We start from the raw sequence: 16,368 nt of genomic DNA, 5'->3' as shown, positions 1-16,368 counted from the left end.
ACTTCACCCTCTTGGGGCTTTTCCTTGGCGGTTTCGGGGATGATGATGCCACCCTTGGTCTTCTCTTCGCCATCAAGGCGACGGACCACGACGCGGTCATGCAGCGGACGGAACTTCATGGTTCTGTCTTCCTCTAAGAAGGTAGAAACGGAACGCGCGGCCTGCGTGGAAACGCTGCCGGCATCTGTTAGCAGTCTCGAGGATCGAGTGCTAACGGATGCCGCGGAGATAGGCTCGCCCCCCGGATGAGTCAAGGAAGCTTCTCGGCGGAAAGTGAATCGAAATTGCGGCGCGGCAAGCGGGGCGTCGCAAGACAGGGCATGGCAAGAGGGATGCTGCGCAATCCCATGCGACGCGCTATCCTGTTGGAATGACCGAGCCCGTGCCCGATCCCCGGCTTGACGACATCGCCCGTTCCTGCGTCGCCTTGCACGTTCGAATGACTGCACGCGCCGTCACGCGCGCCTATGACGAGGCGATGCGGCCGAGCGGGCTGAAGATCACCCAGTTCGTCCTGCTCTCGGCGCTCAGCACCGGCGCCTTCCGATCCGTGACCGAGCTGGCCGAGCGTTTTGCGCTGGAACGCACCTCGCTCACCCGCAACCTGCAATTGCTCGCCGCGGAGGCGCTGATCGAACCGCTGGAGTGCAAGGGGAGGGCCCTGGTCTATGCCGTGACCGACAAGGGCCGCGCGGCGATCGAGGCCGCGATCCCTTACTGGCAGGCGGCGCAGGAGCGCATCGAGGGCGGGCTCGGCCGGGAACGATGGAACGAGACCCGCGATGGCCTGCGGGCCTTGCGGCGGGTTGCCCGCGGCGCGACCTGAACGCTGTCTCGGGTGGAAGCAGGCCTTGACCGTGCGCGGCTTCTCAGTAACGTGTATCTGCACGTTAATCGAGGGCTGTCCATGTCGCGAAAGATCGGCGTCGTCTCACGCGAAGTCTTGCTGGCCGAAGACGGTGTGTCCTTCCTGCGTGGCATGATGGAGGGGCGACATCCCGGCGCGCCCTTCGCCGATGCCATGGATTTCGATCTCGCGGAGGTCGAGGAGGGGCGGGTGGTGTTCGTCGGCAAGCCGTCGGCGCGCTACTTCAATCCGCTTGGCACGATCCATGGCGGCTGGACCGCGACGATCCTCGATTCAGCCATGGCCTGTGCGGCGCACGCGACGCTGAAGGCCGGGGAGGGCTACACGACGCTCGAGATGAAGATCAACTATGTCCGCCCGGTGATGCCGGGTGGCGGGATCGTACGGTGCGAAGGCAAGCTGATCCATCGCGGCGGCACGATCGCGACGACCGAAGGCAGGCTCACCGACGAGCGCGGCAAGCTGCTCGCGCATGGCACCGAAACCTGCATGATCTTTCCGGTCGGCGTTGCGGCAGGCCGCTGAAGTGGCGTCGTCCAGCGGTTCGTGACTAGGATACGCGCCGATGCCCCGGGGCGGAGTTGTCCATGCAATTCGCAGCGTTCTAGGATCTCGCGGTCGACGCAGCTTTTCAGTCATTCGCTGAGCCGCTGAGGACGCCGCTGCTCCGGCTGCGTCAGCTTATCCTCGACACAGGCGCCCGGACGACCGGGCTCGGCGGACTCGTCGAAACCCTGAAATGGGGCGAGCCTGCCTATTTCCCTGTGAAACAGCGTGTGGGGACGACCGTAAGGGTCGCTGCGTTGAAGGGATCGAGCAAGCACTACGCGATGTATGTCCATTGCCAGACGACACTGGTCGAGACCTTCGCGCGTCACTACCCCGACACCTTTCGCTTCGAAGGCAGCCGCGCCCTCGTCTTCCGGGAGGAGGAGGAGATTCCTGTCGGGCCGCTCGAACACTGCATCGGGCTCGCGCTGACCTACCATCGCTGGCGCTAGGGCTGGGCGCGATAGGCACTCGGACTGGCCCCCATCACCTGCCGGAAGCGGCGATTGAAGGTCGAGAGATCGCCGAAGCCTGCATCGAACGCGATGTTCGCGATCGTCAGGTCGGACCGGCGAAGCATCGTCGCGGCACGGTGCATCCGTGTCCGCAGCAGGAACTGATGCGGCGTCATGCCGATGAGCGTCCGGAAAGTTCGCAGAAAATGATAGCGGCTCATCGCCGCCTCGCGGGCGAGACCGGCGAGCGTCAACGGCTGCTCGCTTTCAGCTTCTATCAGCCGCAATGCTCTGGTGACCCGGCGCGCGTCCTGGGCGCTGGGGGCGACCGCCGCCGGGGGCTCGCCATTCTGCAGGGCTGCGACAGCGCCAGCAAGCCGAACCGCGATCTCCTCGAGCTGGTTTGCATCGCAGCGCGCGGCCTCCGCTACTGCCGCGAGCCGGGACGATGCCAGCGACGGTGGCAGGCAGGCCCGCGCAAATTCGAACCGCTTGGCTGCCGGCACGCCGGCTACGATGTCTTCCAGGTGTTCGGGCTCGAACTGGAAGGCGAGGCAGCGATCGCCGATAGCGTGTTCGTGGCCGCATTCGAAGCACGTGCCTCGATTTCCGAGCAGGATCGCGCCCGGCGCGAGCACGGCGGTTCCGAGTGAAGAGCGATACTGAAAGCTGCCCGCGGTGACGACAGCGATGCAGCAATGCTCATGCCGTTCCTCGAAGGCAGGATCGGACGGGCCCGCCGTGCAGACGATGTCACGCACCCGCCAGCCCGGGCCGGATGCCAGAAGTTGCGACGTCGCGGTCATCTTAATTCAGCAATTTTTCCCAAGCGCAAAGCGGTGAGAGCAGCCTAACTCGGGGCACATTGCACAGCACTGGAGCCTGAACATGGCAGTGGCCATCACCGCTTTGAAGGAGGTACTCCATGCCGGCGGGCCCGCTCCCGATCGGGTCGAGCAGATGGGTCTCTACAGCTGGCTCATCGGGGCATGGGCGATGGATGCCGTGATGCATGCCGATGATGGCACTCGGCACGAAGGCAAGGGTGAGATCTGTTTCGGTTGGGTGCTGGGCGGACGGGCGATCCAGGATGTCTGGATCCTGCCCGGCTTCTTCCACGGCACGACGCTGAGGGTCTACGACCCCGCGCTCGACGCCTGGCATATCCTCTGGAGCGACCCGCTCAAGCAGTATTACACGCGTCAGCTCGGTCGGGCCGAGGGGCCAGATATCGTCCAGCACGGCAAGCTGGAGGACGGCACGGCGATCCGGTGGCGCTTTACCGAGATCACACCGAACGCTTTCCGCTGGCTCGGAGACCTTTCATCCGATGACGGAAAGACCTGGCGCCTGAAGGCCGCTTTCCGCGCCCGGCGCCTCGCCACCTGAAGCCCCCTGAGGAGAACCACCATGCTTGACCATGTCTCGATTGGCGTTCGCGAGATCGCTCGCGCAAAGCGCTTCTACGACGCGTCGCTCAGTGCCCTCGGCTACCGCTGCCTGAGCCATGACGACAATTCGCTGGGCTATGGCGGCGATGCGGTCGCATTCTGGATCGGCAGGGCCCAGGCTCCTGTCCCGCCGGATCCGGGCTCGAACCTGCACTTCTGCTTCGCGGCCCCCAGTCGGGCGAGCGTCGACGCCTTTCATGCGGCAGCGATGAAGGCGGGCGGCAAGGACAATGGCGTGCCAGGGCTGCGGGCGGATTACGGGCCGAACTATTACGCGGCCTTCGCAATCGATCCCGACGGCTATCGGATCGAGGCCTATTGTGGGCAGCCGGATGGCTGATGGATCACGGCGCCTGCCAGGGCGCTACCGCCTCCTTCAGTGCGTCGTGGGAAGATTCCGCGCGGACCATTCGCTGCGGGGAACCGCATCGCCGACCAGGAACTCGAAACCGGCAACCTTGCTGCGATCGGGCGTGGTCTCGCATCTGAACCTGAGCCTGTACCATTGCTGCTTGCTGCGGAAGGCGGCGCCGTCGGCCTGCAGCATTCCCGCCGAGAATCTGGTGTCCGCCATGGCGTAGGCGACAACCCTGTCCGGCTGGAACTCTGCTTTCCATGCCTGGATCTGGCTCATCGCTTCGAGGTTGCATAATTGCTCGATGCGCTCTGAGGGATCCAGGTGGGTCAGGGCTTCCCGCGCCTGCCGGCTGCGCGGTTCGGCAAGGACCTTGCCGGATAGCGTTCGTCTTGCTCGGATCATGACGGGCGCCGCAACGACAGGAGGGGTATTGGGCCGGGGCTGCGGAGGAGACTGCGGCGCTGCGGCAGTGATCTCTGGCGGTGCAGGCTTCGGAGCCTCGGGAACGGGCTCCTGCTGCCTTGGTTCGGCCACGGCTTCGGCCTGTTGCTGCGTGACCAACTCGACCTCGATGCTGTCCTCCGGGGCCGGTGTCAACGGCTCGATACTGGGGAGCCAGATCAAAGCCCCCAAAAGACCGACATGCAGACCGAGCGAGCCGATGGCGCCATGGGCTTGCGATCCGTGACGCGGATGTCGGAAGAACCTCATGGATCACAGCGCTGCCGCGATGAAGAACGCACTCAACCGCGGGCCCCTCCGCGTGCTGTTCGGACGGCTGCAGAAGTCGCAATCAATCGGGCGCTTTTGCGGCAGCGGCTCGATTGTCGGACGGGATATCGCATCCGGCGGGATGATCTGATCGTCCGTGTTTGCATTGGCCTTCCCGAAAGCCGAAATCCAGCCTTCGGGCCGATGCTCTAGCGTCTGCTGACCGCAACGGCGCCGGCGACGATCAAGACGGCGCCCGCATAGGTGGTCCAGAGCGGAATTTCGCCGAAGAAGGCAAACCCGAGCAGGCTCGCCCAGACAAGCGCCGTGTACTCGATTGGCGCGAGCCGCGACGCGGCTGCGCGAGCAAAGGCGGAGGTCAGCATGAGATGGCCGGCGACGCCGAGCAGGCCGGCGCTGAGATAGGCAAGCAGGTCCTTGCCGGTCATGGGCACGAAGGCGAGCCAGGCAGGAATGGCGAGGCAGAGCGCCGGCCCGCAATTCTGGAAGGCGACGATGACGGCCGGATGTTCCTTCACGGCGATCCGTCGCAGCAGGATCAGATTGAACGCATAGGACACTGCTGAGAACAGGGCTGCGGCGACGCCGAGCTCCGCTCCGGTGACGCCGCCCTGCAGCCTGGGCCAGACCATGACGAGCATGCCGAGCAGGCCGAAGCCGAGGGCCTGGAGAATGCGCCCGTCGAGCCGTTCCTTGAGCAAAAATCCGCCGAGCAGGGCGACGAAGACCGGCGCGAGGAAGGACAGGGTAAGCGCCTCCGCCAGAGGCAGCACCGAGATGGAATAGAAAAAGCTGCCGGCGGTGAGCACTACGAGCGGCACGCGCACGACATTGCCGATCAGGCTGCTGCGGGTCGGGAAGGCCGGGCGCACCGCCGCAAGCACGATGAGGGCGCAAAGGCCGCCTGCGGCAAAGCGCATGAACAGGGTGACGATGAAGGGATGGTGCTGCATCTGCGCCTTGATCACCGCGTCCATTGCGGTGAGCAGGGCGATGCCGAAGACGGCTCGGAGCGCTGTGCCTGCGGTCATTCCGGTTGGCCGGTGAGGCGCTTGCGGAAATGATACTCCCAGCTGAAGGAGATATCGCCGAGATAGCGCTGCCCCGGCCAGCGGACGAAGCCGAGCTTCTCGTAGAAGCGATGGCCGCGTGCAAAGCGCGCGTCGGACCACAGGATCATCTCTGCATGGTTGCCGGCTTCCGCGAAGCGCAGCGCCTCTGCAAAGAGCACCTGCGCAAGGCCGGCGCCGCGCCAGGCGGGAGAAACGTAGACCTTCGCAAGCTCGGCGGCATTCTGTTCGGGAACTGAAAAGATGCCGAGCGACCCGGCGATCCCGCCATCAGGCGCCTCTGCGATCCAGAGCCGGCCGCCCTTGGCCGCGAAATGGCTCGCCGGCCTCCGCAACTCCGGAAACTCCGACCAGTCGAAATGGCAATCGGGATATTCGGCGAAGCTCGCGGCGATCAGGGCGGCGAGCGGTTCTGAATCATCGTCGCGCGCGGCGCGAAGCGGCGGGAGGCTTGCGGTCATGCCGCAGCGATGCAGGCCAATCCGGATTGGCGCAAGGGGGAGGCGCAACCGCTGCGCGCATGCCGTTCAGCTCAGCAATGCACATGCCGCATCGGCGGTCTGTTTCGGCGCTGCTGCGCCGGTCGCTCGACACCAGCGGAATCCGGAACGCGAATGGCCAGATATTCGACGCGCTTCCGCTTGGAAATGCACGAGCGGACGGTTAGGGCAGTTGTATATCGATGATGTGGTTGCCGTGTGAGTCGCGCGGCAGCTTCGTGCTGGCGCCATGACCGGGATCATATGACTGTTCTCGTGCCCTTCATCATCAATGCCGGGCTGAATTTCGTCCTCGGTCTGCTCATCGCCTATTTTCTCGGGCCCGCGGCTTTTGGACTCTACGCCATTGGCGCGGCCATCGTCGTGCTGGTGAACACCGCGCTGCTCGACTGGCTGAGGGTCTCCGCGATCCGCTTCTACTCCTTGGCGGCGCGCGAGAAGCAGCCGGAGATCCGCGCGACACTGGATATCCTGGCGGCCGGCATCAGCATTGCCCTGTCCGGCCTGCTGATCGCGGCGATCGTGGCAGGCATCGATTTCCGCCTGCCGGCGATGCTGCTTGCGGCTGCCGTGCTCGGCGGCATCGGGGCTGGGCTGTTCGACTATCATGGCGCGATTGCGCGGGCCCGCTTCCTCGACGCCGCCTATGCCAAGCTGATCATCGTCAAGAACGTTCTGGCGCTGATCCTGATGGTTGGCGGAGCCTGGATCACGCATGATCCCGCCATTGTTCTGCTTGGCGGCCTGATCAGCGTGGTGGTGGCGCTGCTTCTCGTCCGGCGGGCGCTGGCCGATGCGCCGCTTTCGCTGTCGGCGGCCGACAAGGCCGTCGCCTGGAGCTTCTTCATCTATTCCCTGCCGCTGATCGGCAGCAATGCGGTCTACTCGCTGATCCCGCTGATCAACCGCTCCCTGCTCGCCGGCGCCCATGGCTTTGCCGAGGCCGGCTATTTCTCCCTGGCCTCGGATATGGGGCTGAAGCTCTTCGGCACGCTCGCCTCGACCCTGGAGATCGTGCTCCTGCGAGAGGTCATTCGCCTCGACGAGACGCGCGGGCGACGGGCGGCACTGCGTCGTATCGCGGAGAACGTCGTCGTGGTCTTGATGGTGGCGCTCCCCGCTGCCGCCGGACTGTGGCTTGTCCTCCCCGCCTTTGAACGGCTTCTGGTTCCGCCGAGCTTTCACGGTCATTTCTCGGCCTATATGTCGATCCTGATCCCCGGGTTCGTGGCTTTGACGATCTMGCAGGCGGCCTTCATCCCGGTCTTTCTCCTGGACAAGCGCACCCGCATCGCGCCCATGGCAACGGGCCTCGGCCTGGCCTGCAATCTGCTGCTGGTGCTCACTCCCCTCGGAGCGGCGGGACCGCAGCGTTACGCCTATGCGCAGGCAAGTGCTTTCATTGTCGCGCTCGGGGTGACTGCGGCTGCGGCACTCCGTTCGCTGCCGATCTGGCCGCCACTGCGAGATTGCGCCTGCGTGCTCCTCGCCGTGCTGTCGATGGTTGCTGCAACCTGGCCGCTGTCCGGCCGTTTCGCGGCCCCCATCGAACTCGTGCTCCAAGTCGGCGTGGGGGCGCTCGTCTATGCGGTTGTCATCCTGGGTTGCGACGTGATGCGGAGCCGCTCCCGGCTTTCCTTGTGGTGGGTCATGCGCAAAAGCCGCGCGGCCCGATGAGATGGCAAGGTTTGCCCGATAGCCCGGCGCCTGCCGAAGAGCTCTGCACGGTCACCCGAAACGCTTCGTTCACTCTCTCTCTAGGCGGGTTGCTAAGGTTAATTCGCTGAAGTCACGCGATTGCTGGCGGAAACGCTGACGAAGCGGCAGCGATTCACCATTCCTTTGAGGGCGGCTCCCCAGGCTCTTCGCAGCTTGCTGAAGAGAGTTGCGTCATGCGTCCCGTCCTGTTCGTTCCGCTCGCGATCCTGTCCGGGATGTGCGCCACCAACGGCCCCGTCTCCGCGCAGAGCTACGGGCGCCCAGCCGATCCTCTGGTGACCGGCTCTACCGCGCGTGGCAACTACGGTGGCGGCTTCATCGAGATGCTGATGACCGGTCGGGACCCGACGCCCCAGGGCCGGGGCGGGGCGGTCTATAATCGGCCGGGCGGCTACTCCGCCTATGGCCAGCGCGTCGTACCCGGGCAGGGCTATGGCGCCGATCCGTTCGAGCAGGCATCCGAGCCGCGGGCTCCGGGGCGCCGCATGGCCGCGCTCGGTGAGCCCATGCAGATGCAACGGCCGATCGAGCGCGTGCTCGATCCGCGTTTCCAGAAGCAGGAAGTCGCCTATGACGGCCCGCACAAACCGGGCACCATCGTCATCGACACGCCGCGGAAGTTTCTTTTTCTCGTCCAGCCTGGTGGCCGCGCCTTGCGCTATGGCATCGGCGTTGGGCGACCAGGTTTCGAATGGGCTGGCATGAAGGCTGTGACGCGCAAGGCGGAATGGCCGAGCTGGACGCCGCCGGCCGAGATGCTGAAACGCCGCCCGGATCTGCCGCGCTTCATGTCCGGCGGGCCCGAGAATCCGATGGGCGCGCGCGCGCTCTATCTCGGGTCGTCGCTCTATCGCATCCACGGCACGAACGAGCCGCACACGATCGGTCAAGCCGTTTCCTCGGGCTGCATCCGGATGACCAATGACGATGTGACGGACCTCTATGGCCGGGTGCGGGTCGGCGCAAAGGTGCTGGTGATCTGAGGCGGCTCACCACCTGCGCAGCCGTCACGAGCTTCCGATGAAAATGCCGGTCGCAAGGACCAGCAGGCCACCGAGCACGATCTGGACGATCGCCGATGTGAACGGCGTCTCCATATAGCGCCAGCGGACCCAGGCGATCACGATCAACTCGATCGCCACGATGATGCCGGCGATGGCCGTGGCGGTCCAGAAATCGGGGATGAGGTAGGGCAGGGTATGGCCGAGCCCGCCGACCGTGGTCGCGACGCCGCAGGCAGCACCACGCACCCAGGGATGCCCCCGTCCCGTGATGGTCCCGTCATCCGAGAGAGCTTCGGTGAGGCCCATGCTGATGCCCGCGCCGACCGATGCGGCGAGGCCGACCTGGAAGGCATTCCAGGAATCATGGGTCGCGAAGGCGGCCGCGAATATCGGCGCGAGCGTCGAAACCGTCGATCAATCCGGCAAGCCCTGGCTGAACGATCTGCAGCAGGAACAGGCGATGACGGGTCTGGTCTTCCTCGGCGGTCGCATCCGAGGTCAGGATGGTTTCGCCGAGGCGCTGCGCCAGGCTTTGATGCGATTTCTCGGCTTCGGAAAGGTCAGCCAGCAGTTTGCGCGTCTCGACGTCATGCGCCCGTTGCGCTGCACGAGCGTAGAAGCCCGAGGCTTCCTCTTCCATCAGCGCCGCTTGCGTCCGGGCGGTGTCGAGTCGCAGCCCGTCCATCAGCCAGACCGGGTTGCGCTTCAGGAACCCCTTCACATCCTGGCGGGTGATGTAGGGCAGTTCCTTGCCGAAGCGCCGCTCATAGAGCGAAAGCAGGCTGTGGCGATGACTTTGCTCTTCCGCCGCCATCTCGTCGAAGACCTCGGCGGAATGCGGGTAGATCGGCCGAAGGCGATTGGCGAGGGAAAGGTAGATTCGGGAATCCTCTTCCTCATTGGCGATCGCGAGCGCGAGGATCTCGGCCTCGTCCAGATCGTCGATGCGTTTCATGATCATCTCTTAGATTAGAATTATTCTAATCTAAGAGATGCGCGCCGGGTTGGGAAGGCCCCCAACGAAAACGGCCCGCCGGAGGGCGAGCCGTTGTTGGTACGGGTGGACGCAGCCGGAATCAGGCCCAGTCGCCGCCATCATCGATGGGGTCGTCGTCCTGGCCGGGTTCATAGGGCTCGTCGTAGCTGGCCTGATCGTAGGTTGCCTGGTCGGAAGCACCCTGATCATAGGCCGCCTGCTGGTTGTCGGCGGTGCCGGCATCCTTTTCAGCCGTATCGGCCGGTTTGCTGGCGTCGGCCGCCTTGCTGGCATCTGCCGTCTCCGCGGCTTTTGCCTCGCCGCCCTTGCCGCCGCCAAAGGCGTTGGTCAGGACATTGCCGAGCATCATGCCGCCAGCGACGCCGGCTGCCGTCGTCAGCGCTGAGGCCATGAAGCCACCGCCACGTCCGGGCGCCTGGGCCTGCTGGTTCGCCCAGGGGCCCGCCTGCTGCTGGCCTTGCGGGCCGCCGAAAGCCTGACCGGGGGCTGGCTGCTGCTGCGGTTGCTGACCGGTCCAGGCGGCCGATGGGGCCTGCCCTGCCGGGCGCGCCGGGAAGGCCGGCACGGAACCGCTGCGTGCCGGGGCGTCAGCTGGCCGAGATGCGCCGCCGAAGATGCCCGACAGGAAGCCGCCGGCCTGCGCCGGAGCCTCGCTCGGTCGGCTCTGCAGGTCACGAACCTGCGCCTGCAGTTCCTCGACCTGGGCCTGAAGGTTGGTCAGCGCCTGTTCCTGAACGTAGACGGCCTGCGCCATGGCATAGGGCGCATAGGGCTGCTCGCGCAGGCGCTCCGCGATGTAGCGTTCAGCCTCGGGGTCGCGGGGCTGGTTGGCCGCCTGTCTCAGGCGATCGAAAATCCCGGCGATCACGTCGCGTTCTTGCGGCGTCATCGTCATCTCCTCTCGTTTGGACGGCGCGGGTGCGCCGCCGCGTCAAGAGGTGGGGACTGCCTGTGACGCTATCAAGGCAGTGCGTCGATCAGGCATTGCCGACATTGCTGTACTGGAAGCCACGGCGGCGCATGTCGTCCGAGCGGTAGATATTGCGCAGATCGACAACGACGGGTTCGCGTAGCGCGGCCTTGACCGCGGCGAGGTCGAGCGCACGAAAAGCATCCCATTCCGTCACGATCACCAGCGCATCTGCGCCCCTGATGCAGGAATAGGCGTCACTCGCATAGGAGATTCCGGGCAGCAGAGGCTTGGCCGCATCCATGCTCTCGGGATCATAGGCAACGATCTCGGCCCCGGCATCCTGGAGCGCGGTGATGATCGCGATCGAGGGCGCTTCGCGCATGTCGTCGGTGTTCGGCTTGAAGGCGAGGCCAAGGATGGCGATTCGCTTGCCGCGCACCGAACCACCGCAGGCGGCGAGCACCTTGCGGGCCATGGCGCGCTTGCGCTGGTCATTGACGGCGACGACGGTCTCGACGATCCGCAGCGGAGCAGCGAGGTCCTGCGCCGTCTTCATCAAGGCCAGCGTATCTTTCGGAAAGCAGGAGCCGCCATAGCCGGGGCCGGCATGCAGGAACTTCGCGCCGATGCGATTGTCGAGGCCGATGCCGCGCGCGACCTCCTGGACATTCGCGCCGACGGCCTCGCAGAGGTCGGCCATTTCATTGATGAAGGTGATCTTGGTCGCGAGATAGGCGTTGGCGGCGTATTTGATCAGCTCGGAGGTTCGGCGCGAGGTGAAGAGAAGGGGCGCGGCATTGAGATAGAGCGGCCGGTAGATGTCCTCCATCACGGCGCGCCCGCGTGCATCGTCGGTGCCGATCACGATCCGGTCCGGACGCTTGAAGTCGCTGATCGCGGCGCCCTCGCGCAGGAATTCCGGGTTCGAGACCACAGCGAAATCGGCCTCCGGCCGGCTCTCCCGCATGATCCGCTCAACCTCGTCGCCGGTGCCGACCGGAACGGTCGACTTGGTGACGACGACGGTGAAGCCTTCAAGCTCGGCCACGACGTCGCGAGCGGCCTGATAGACATAGGAGAGGTCGGCATGGCCGTCGCCACGCCTGGCCGGGGTACCGACTGCGATGAAGACCGCGTCGGCGCCGCGGACGGCACCGGCCAGCTCGGTCGTGAAGGAGAGGCGGCCTTCGCGCACATTCTTGGCGACGAGATCGTCCAGGCCGGGCTCGAAGATCGGGATCTCGCCGCGGTTGAGCGCCTCGATCTTGCGAGCGTCGGTGTCGACGCAGGTCACGACATGGCCGAAATCAGCGAAGCAGGCACCCGAGACCAGGCCAACATAGCCCGAACCGATCATCGTCACGCGCATGAGGTGTCGTCCTCTCTCGCGGGCCGGAGCGGGATTGATCCGGGCCTCTCGTATGCGGCAGCTGGAGCACGGCTCCCCGCCCTAGCACCGCCTATATCAATTTAAGGCGCTGGGAAATGAAGAGGCGCGCAACACCGAACCCTATGGGTTGGTGATGCGCGCCAATCTCTGGGCGATGACGGAGGGTGGCGATCAGCCTTCGAACGGCTCGGCCGGCTCGACACCTTCGGAGACGAATTCGTCGAAATTCTCGCCGGGCTCCGGCTTCAGCAGCGGGGTGCGGTTGAGGACCACGACGGTGGTGCCGGTGGGCACGCGGCTGTGCAGGTCGATGATATCCTGGTTGAACATGCGGATGCAGCCGCTCGAAACCGCCGTGCCGATGGTCCAGGGCTCCGAGGTGCCGTGGATGCGATAGAGGGTGTCGCGGTCACCCTGATAGAGATAGAGCGCGCGCGCGCCGAGCGGGTTCTCGAGGCCCGCGTCCATGCCGCCGGCCCAGGGGCGGTTCTTGGCAGGATCACGCGCGATCATCGCAGGGGTCGGGGTCCAGCGCGGCCAGGCTGCCTTGCGGGCAACGGTTGCGCGACCGCGCCAGGACATGCCCTGCTTGCCGACGCCGATGCCGTAGCGGATGGCACGGCCGTTCTCTCGGACCAGATAGAGATAGCGCTTGTTGGTGTCGACGACGATCGTGCCGGGCCGCTCGCTGGTCGGATAGGCGACTTCCTGCCTCAGGAAGCGCGGGTCGACTTCGGTAATGTCGGTTTCAGGCAGAGGGAACTTCTCGTCGGGCATCTCGCCATACATGGCGAGTGCAGCCGCGCTCGGTCCGGCAGGTCTCGCGGCCTCGAGGGCTTGCTGGCGCGCGCCGACACAGGCTGCCAGCGATAGCGGCAAGAGCAGCACCATCATGCGCTTGAAGAGGCGATGGCGGAGTGCGCCGGCGATCGAGTCGAAGGACATCAGTTTGGCTCGCGTATTCTTGGTCTTGCGGGACTAGCAACGGACGAGCGATCGCGCAGTTCCACGGTGTTCCACGTCTTCGCCCAATGGGGTTCAAGGCGGATGGCGTGGCCGTGGGGTGAACACAGTGCGGCGAAATTGTGTCTTCAGCTGGCTGTGCTGAATCCGCAACAGCTCGAAAACACCGGGAAATCGGCCGTGTTATCAGGCGATCAGGCGGGTGCTTGGCAAAAAGAGCGCCGAATCGCGCAAACTCCTGGAAACCGGCGACATCGCTGGCGGCTTGCTGTGTCCGCCCTGCAATGCCGGTGCAACCTAGCTTGGCGTCGACGCGGGCGCGACCAGGCCGAGCCTTTCGCGCTGCGACCAGCGCCACAGCATCAGCACCGCCACCACGGCAAGGCCGGTCGCCAGTCCGATCCAGATTCCGCTGCCGGCGAGCGGTGTCCAGAAGCCGAGAGCCGCCGAAAGCGGCAGCCCGATGCCCCAATAGCCCAGGCCGGCCAGGATCATCGGCACGCGCGTGTCGCGCAGGCCCCTGAGGATGCAGGAACCGACCACCTGTGCGCCGTCGGCAATCTGGAAGATCGCTGCGAACAGGAGGAAGCGCATCGCGAGTTCGGCAACAGCCTGCGAACCCGGTTTGCTGGCATCAAGAAAGGGCGCGACCAGCAGGTGGGGAGCCAGCAGCATCACGAGCGCGGTCAGCGCCATGAAGGAGATCGCGAGCACGATCGCGGTGGTGCCGGCACGCGTGATGCCGTCGCGATCGCCGGCACCATAGGCGCGGCCGACACGCACGGTGCCGGCCTGGCCGATGCCCATCGGCACCATGAAGGTCAGGGACGCGATCTGAATGGCGATCGCATGCGCGGCCAGCGAGGTCGAGCCGATCAGCCCCATCAGGAAGGCGGCGCCGTTGAAGATCACGACCTCGAAGGCGAGCGTCAGGCCGATCGGGAAGCCGAGCCGCCAGAAGGCGCGATATCGCGGCCAGTCCGGCACCCAGAAGCGCCCGAAAAGATGAAATCGCCGGAAACGCCTGTCGACCGAAACGACAATGGCAAGTCCAAGGAACATCAGGGTCGAGGAGAGTGCGGTGGCGATCCCCGAACCCGGCAGACCGAGGGCCGGGAAGCCGAGCCGCCCGAACATCAGGCACCAGTTGGCAAAGACATTGAATGCGACGGCGAACAGCACGACCACGAAGGCCCAGAATGGCCGCTGCAAGGCCGCGACGAAGCCGCGCAGGACCAGATAGAAGAAGAACGGCAGCAGGCTCCATTGCAGGGTGTGGACATAGCTCGCGGCCGCCGCGGAAAGCGCTGGATCCTGCCCCATGGCGCGCAGGATCGCTTCGCCCTGCCACAGGAACAGCCACATCGGTCCGACCAGTGTCGCTGCCACCCAGAGACCCTGGCGCACGGTGCGGCGCACGTCGCGCACTGCATGGCGGTTGCGCCCGAGCTCGATCGAGATCATCGGCGCGACCGCTGCCATGACGCCGATGCCGAAAATCAGGACCGCCGTGTAGAGATTGGCTCCGAGCGCTCCGGCCGCGAGCGAGTCGGGGCCGAGATGTCCCATCATCACCACATCGGTTGCCGTCATCGCCGTCTGCGCCACATTGGTGAGCACCATGGGCCAGCTCAGGGCGAGCATGGCCCTGACTTCTGTGAGCCAGGGATGAGCGCGCGCAGTGGGGAGGGCCAGATCGGTCATGGGCCGTCGCTTCTAGCGCCCATTTTCTGTGCAGGACAGGGTCAGCCACGCTGGGCTTGCCCGCGCTCGGCGCGTGAGCGTGTGGGAGCGGCCCGCTGCGCGTTTTCGCGATCCGGCCCCTGCGCAAACGTCGCTACCGGCATTCGGCCATGACGGCCATCATCACCGGCAAGAAGAAGACAGAGGAACCGTCAAGGATGTCAGATTTGAGAAACGCCGCCATGGCCGGCGACATCGTCGGCCTGGACGCTGTTGCGCTGTCGCACGCGATCCACGCGCGCAAGTTGTCCTGCGTCGAGGTGATGGGCGCCTATCTCGATCAGATCGAGCGGCATAACCCGACGGTCAATGCCCTGGTGGCACTGCGCCACCGCTCCGATCTGTTGGGGGAAGCCGAGGCGTTGGATGCCGAATTGGCAGCAGGCCGGTCGCGTGGCTGGATGCACGGCTTCCCGCAGGCCATCAAGGATCTTGCCGCCGCCAAGGGGTTCGCGACGACGCAAGGCTCGCCGCTCTTCAAGGACGAGATCGCGCAAAGCGACGCCATTTTCGTCGAGCGCATGAAGGCGGCTGGCGCCATCATCATCGGCAAGAGCAATACGCCGGAATTCGGCCTGGGCTCGCAGACCTTCAATCCGGTCTTCGGGGCAACGCGCAACGCCTATGACCAGTCGAAGACCTCGGGGGGCTCGAGCGGTGGCGCTGCCGTTGCGCTGGCGCTGCGCATGCTGCCGGTGGCCGATGGCAGCGACCATGCCGGCTCGCTGCGCAATCCGGCTGCCTTCAACAACGTGCTCGGCATGCGGCCGGGCTATGGCCGCGTGCCCTCGAGTGGCGACGAGGTCTTCATTCCGCAGATGGGCGTAGCTGGTCCCATGGCGCGCACGACCCGCGATCTTGCCGCGCTGCTCGCCGTGCAGTCGGGCTACGATCTGCGCGTTCCGCTCTCGATCCGCGAGGAGCCGGCCGCCTTCCTGGGCAATCTCAAGCGCGACATCGCCGGGCTCCGCATCGGCTGGCTTGGCGATCTCGGTGGGCATCTGCCGATGGAGGATGGCATCTTGTCGCTTTGCCGCGAAGCCTTGAAGGCCTTCGAGGACATGGGGGCGCGGGTCGAGGAGGCGAGCCTCGGTTTCGACCCCGAAGCCGTCTGGGGGGCCTGGACCAGACTCAGGGCCTGGCAGGTCGGTGCGAGCCTGGCCCCCATCCATGCGGATCCGGCACGGCGCGACTTTCTCAAGCCCGAAGCGCGCCACGAGGTCGAGCAGGGCCTCAAGCTCTCGGCCTTCGACGTGATGAAGGCCTCGAATCTGCGCTCGTCCTGGTATCAGCATGTGCGCGGCCTGTTCGGACGCTACGACCTGCTTGTCCTGCCCAGTGCCCAGGTCTTTCCCTTTGCCGTCGAAACGCATTGGCCGCGCGCGATCGCCGGCCGCGCGATGGACACCTATCATCGCTGGATGGAGGTGGTGATCCCGGTGACGATGTCGGGTTGTCCGGCGATCAGTGTCCCGGTCGGCTTCAACGCTGCGGGCTTGCCCATGGGCATGCAACTCTGGGGGCCCAACCACGCGGAGCGTCTGCTGCTCGAGGCCGCGCAGGCCTATGAGGACGCAACCGGTTGGGTCGAGAAGCGCAAGCCGGCCTTGCTCGCCGGCTGAGCGGCCGGCATCGTTCATGCTTTATGCGTTAGCG

General features: G+C 65.5%; 16 protein-coding genes and 2 pseudogenes. 8 read left to right on the top strand and 10 right to left on the bottom strand.

Annotated elements, in window-relative coordinates:
* A pseudogene (locus tag AC1DGP_RS09730) lies at positions 1 to 119 on the bottom strand (co-chaperone GroES); the annotation flags it as partial.
* A 320-nt stretch (positions 120 to 439) separates the two neighbouring features.
* On the opposite strand from AC1DGP_RS09730, the gene AC1DGP_RS09725 reads away from it, so the two are divergent.
* The 3 genes from AC1DGP_RS09725 (at position 440) to AC1DGP_RS09715 (ending at position 1,869) form a co-directional block, all read left to right on the top strand.
* The gene (locus tag AC1DGP_RS09725) at positions 440 to 826 is read left to right on the top strand and encodes a MarR family winged helix-turn-helix transcriptional regulator (protein WP_176733255.1); all 387 of its coding nucleotides are present in this window, start codon (positions 440 to 442) and stop codon (positions 824 to 826) included.
* A gap of 81 nt (positions 827 to 907) precedes the next feature.
* Positions 908 to 1,393, top strand: a complete 486-nt coding sequence (locus tag AC1DGP_RS09720; RefSeq protein WP_441489049.1) for a PaaI family thioesterase — start codon at positions 908 to 910, stop codon at positions 1,391 to 1,393.
* Positions 1,394 to 1,518: 125 nt separating this feature from the next.
* On the top strand, positions 1,519 to 1,869 hold the full coding sequence (locus AC1DGP_RS09715) for a DUF1801 domain-containing protein (protein WP_476832057.1): 351 nt from the start codon (positions 1,519 to 1,521) through the stop codon (positions 1,867 to 1,869).
* Here the strand turns inward: AC1DGP_RS09715 and AC1DGP_RS09710 are convergent.
* Positions 1,866 to 2,678, bottom strand: coding sequence for a helix-turn-helix transcriptional regulator (locus AC1DGP_RS09710; RefSeq protein ID WP_441489051.1), 813 nt, complete (start codon positions 2,676 to 2,678; stop codon positions 1,866 to 1,868). The two genes, AC1DGP_RS09715 and AC1DGP_RS09710, sit on opposite strands and share 4 nt — an antisense overlap.
* Before the next feature lie 82 nt (positions 2,679 to 2,760).
* Between AC1DGP_RS09710 and AC1DGP_RS09705 the strand changes: the two genes are divergently transcribed.
* Positions 2,761 to 3,261: a hypothetical protein gene (locus AC1DGP_RS09705; RefSeq protein WP_476832054.1), complete on the top strand. Its 501-nt coding sequence runs from the start codon at positions 2,761 to 2,763 to the stop codon at positions 3,259 to 3,261.
* Positions 3,262 to 3,282: 21 nt separating this feature from the next.
* Positions 3,283 to 3,663 carry a VOC family protein gene (locus AC1DGP_RS09700; RefSeq protein ID WP_441489053.1) on the top strand — a complete coding sequence of 127 codons (381 nt, stop codon included), beginning with the start codon at positions 3,283 to 3,285 and terminating at the stop codon, positions 3,661 to 3,663.
* A gap of 36 nt (positions 3,664 to 3,699) precedes the next feature.
* Here AC1DGP_RS09700 and AC1DGP_RS09695 read toward each other — a convergent pair whose 3' ends face one another.
* From AC1DGP_RS09695 to AC1DGP_RS09685, 3 genes are all read right to left on the bottom strand, one after another.
* Positions 3,700 to 4,392, bottom strand: coding sequence for a DUF930 domain-containing protein (locus tag AC1DGP_RS09695; protein WP_441508628.1), 693 nt, complete (start codon positions 4,390 to 4,392; stop codon positions 3,700 to 3,702).
* 209 nt (positions 4,393 to 4,601) lie between these two features.
* Positions 4,602 to 5,444, bottom strand: a complete 843-nt coding sequence (locus AC1DGP_RS09690) for a DMT family transporter (protein ID WP_441508627.1) — start codon at positions 5,442 to 5,444, stop codon at positions 4,602 to 4,604.
* Positions 5,441 to 5,944: an N-acetyltransferase family protein gene (locus tag AC1DGP_RS09685; protein ID WP_476832053.1), complete on the bottom strand. Its 504-nt coding sequence runs from the start codon at positions 5,942 to 5,944 to the stop codon at positions 5,441 to 5,443. Before AC1DGP_RS09685 ends, AC1DGP_RS09690 begins: the two co-directional genes overlap by 4 nt.
* A gap of 282 nt (positions 5,945 to 6,226) precedes the next feature.
* Here AC1DGP_RS09685 and AC1DGP_RS09680 point away from each other — a divergent pair, with 282 nt between their 5' ends.
* Positions 6,227 to 7,660 (top strand): lipopolysaccharide biosynthesis protein, encoded by a 1,434-nt coding sequence (locus AC1DGP_RS09680; protein ID WP_476832052.1) that lies wholly within the window; start codon positions 6,227 to 6,229, stop codon positions 7,658 to 7,660.
* A gap of 215 nt (positions 7,661 to 7,875) precedes the next feature.
* Positions 7,876 to 8,685: a L,D-transpeptidase gene (locus AC1DGP_RS09675; protein ID WP_441489058.1), complete on the top strand. Its 810-nt coding sequence runs from the start codon at positions 7,876 to 7,878 to the stop codon at positions 8,683 to 8,685.
* Positions 8,686 to 8,709: 24 nt separating this feature from the next.
* Here AC1DGP_RS09675 and mbfA read toward each other — a convergent pair.
* The 5 genes and pseudogenes from mbfA to AC1DGP_RS09650 form a co-directional block, all read right to left on the bottom strand.
* Positions 8,710 to 9,661 (bottom strand): annotated as a pseudogene (mbfA, locus tag AC1DGP_RS09670) (iron exporter MbfA).
* A gap of 121 nt (positions 9,662 to 9,782) precedes the next feature.
* Positions 9,783 to 10,592: a DUF2076 domain-containing protein gene (locus AC1DGP_RS09665; RefSeq protein ID WP_441489060.1), complete on the bottom strand. Its 810-nt coding sequence runs from the start codon at positions 10,590 to 10,592 to the stop codon at positions 9,783 to 9,785.
* 88 nt (positions 10,593 to 10,680) lie between these two features.
* On the bottom strand, positions 10,681 to 11,985 hold the full coding sequence (locus AC1DGP_RS09660) for a UDP-glucose dehydrogenase family protein (protein ID WP_113515549.1): 1,305 nt from the start codon (positions 11,983 to 11,985) through the stop codon (positions 10,681 to 10,683).
* A 192-nt stretch (positions 11,986 to 12,177) separates the two neighbouring features.
* A complete protein-coding gene (locus tag AC1DGP_RS09655) occupies positions 12,178 to 12,951 on the bottom strand; it encodes a L,D-transpeptidase (protein WP_441508625.1) in 774 nt (257 codons plus the stop codon).
* A gap of 315 nt (positions 12,952 to 13,266) precedes the next feature.
* Positions 13,267 to 14,673, bottom strand: a complete 1,407-nt coding sequence (locus AC1DGP_RS09650; protein ID WP_441478841.1) for an MATE family efflux transporter — start codon at positions 14,671 to 14,673, stop codon at positions 13,267 to 13,269.
* Between the two features lie 197 nt (positions 14,674 to 14,870).
* Here AC1DGP_RS09650 and AC1DGP_RS09645 point away from each other — a divergent pair, with 197 nt between their 5' ends.
* The gene (locus tag AC1DGP_RS09645; protein WP_476832051.1) at positions 14,871 to 16,334 is read left to right on the top strand and encodes an amidase; all 1,464 of its coding nucleotides are present in this window, start codon (positions 14,871 to 14,873) and stop codon (positions 16,332 to 16,334) included.
* Positions 16,335 to 16,368 lie beyond the last annotated feature (34 nt).

It is taken from the genome of Allobosea sp. 05T433 (assembly GCF_056396065.1).
The sequence above is the reverse complement of the archived record's forward strand: the minus strand, read 5'-3'. Positions and strand labels throughout refer to the sequence as shown.

Bases quoted from the DNA above. Each gene is read 5' to 3' on its own strand.
- AC1DGP_RS09700 (WP_441489053.1), top strand. From the start codon at position 3,283: ATGCTTGACCATGTCTCGATTGGCGTTCGCGAGATCGCTCGCGCAAAG.
- AC1DGP_RS09690 (WP_441508627.1), bottom strand. From the start codon at position 5,444: ATGACCGCAGGCACAGCGCTCCGAGCCGTCTTCGGCATCGCCCTGCTC.
- AC1DGP_RS09705 (WP_476832054.1), top strand. From the start codon at position 2,761: ATGGCAGTGGCCATCACCGCTTTGAAGGAGGTACTCCATGCCGGCGGG.
- AC1DGP_RS09655 (WP_441508625.1), bottom strand. From the start codon at position 12,951: ATGTCCTTCGACTCGATCGCCGGCGCACTCCGCCATCGCCTCTTCAAG.
- AC1DGP_RS09710 (WP_441489051.1), bottom strand. From the start codon at position 2,678: ATGACCGCGACGTCGCAACTTCTGGCATCCGGCCCGGGCTGGCGGGTG.
- AC1DGP_RS09665 (WP_441489060.1), bottom strand. From the start codon at position 10,592: ATGACGCCGCAAGAACGCGACGTGATCGCCGGGATTTTCGATCGCCTG.
- AC1DGP_RS09660 (WP_113515549.1), bottom strand. From the start codon at position 11,985: ATGCGCGTGACGATGATCGGTTCGGGCTATGTTGGCCTGGTCTCGGGT.
- AC1DGP_RS09675 (WP_441489058.1), top strand. From the start codon at position 7,876: ATGCGTCCCGTCCTGTTCGTTCCGCTCGCGATCCTGTCCGGGATGTGC.
- AC1DGP_RS09685 (WP_476832053.1), bottom strand. From the start codon at position 5,944: ATGACCGCAAGCCTCCCGCCGCTTCGCGCCGCGCGCGACGATGATTCA.
- AC1DGP_RS09725 (WP_176733255.1), top strand. From the start codon at position 440: ATGACTGCACGCGCCGTCACGCGCGCCTATGACGAGGCGATGCGGCCG.
- AC1DGP_RS09720 (WP_441489049.1), top strand. From the start codon at position 908: ATGTCGCGAAAGATCGGCGTCGTCTCACGCGAAGTCTTGCTGGCCGAA.
- AC1DGP_RS09650 (WP_441478841.1), bottom strand. From the start codon at position 14,673: ATGACCGATCTGGCCCTCCCCACTGCGCGCGCTCATCCCTGGCTCACA.
- AC1DGP_RS09695 (WP_441508628.1), bottom strand. From the start codon at position 4,392: ATGAGGTTCTTCCGACATCCGCGTCACGGATCGCAAGCCCATGGCGCC.
- AC1DGP_RS09645 (WP_476832051.1), top strand. From the start codon at position 14,871: ATGTCAGATTTGAGAAACGCCGCCATGGCCGGCGACATCGTCGGCCTG.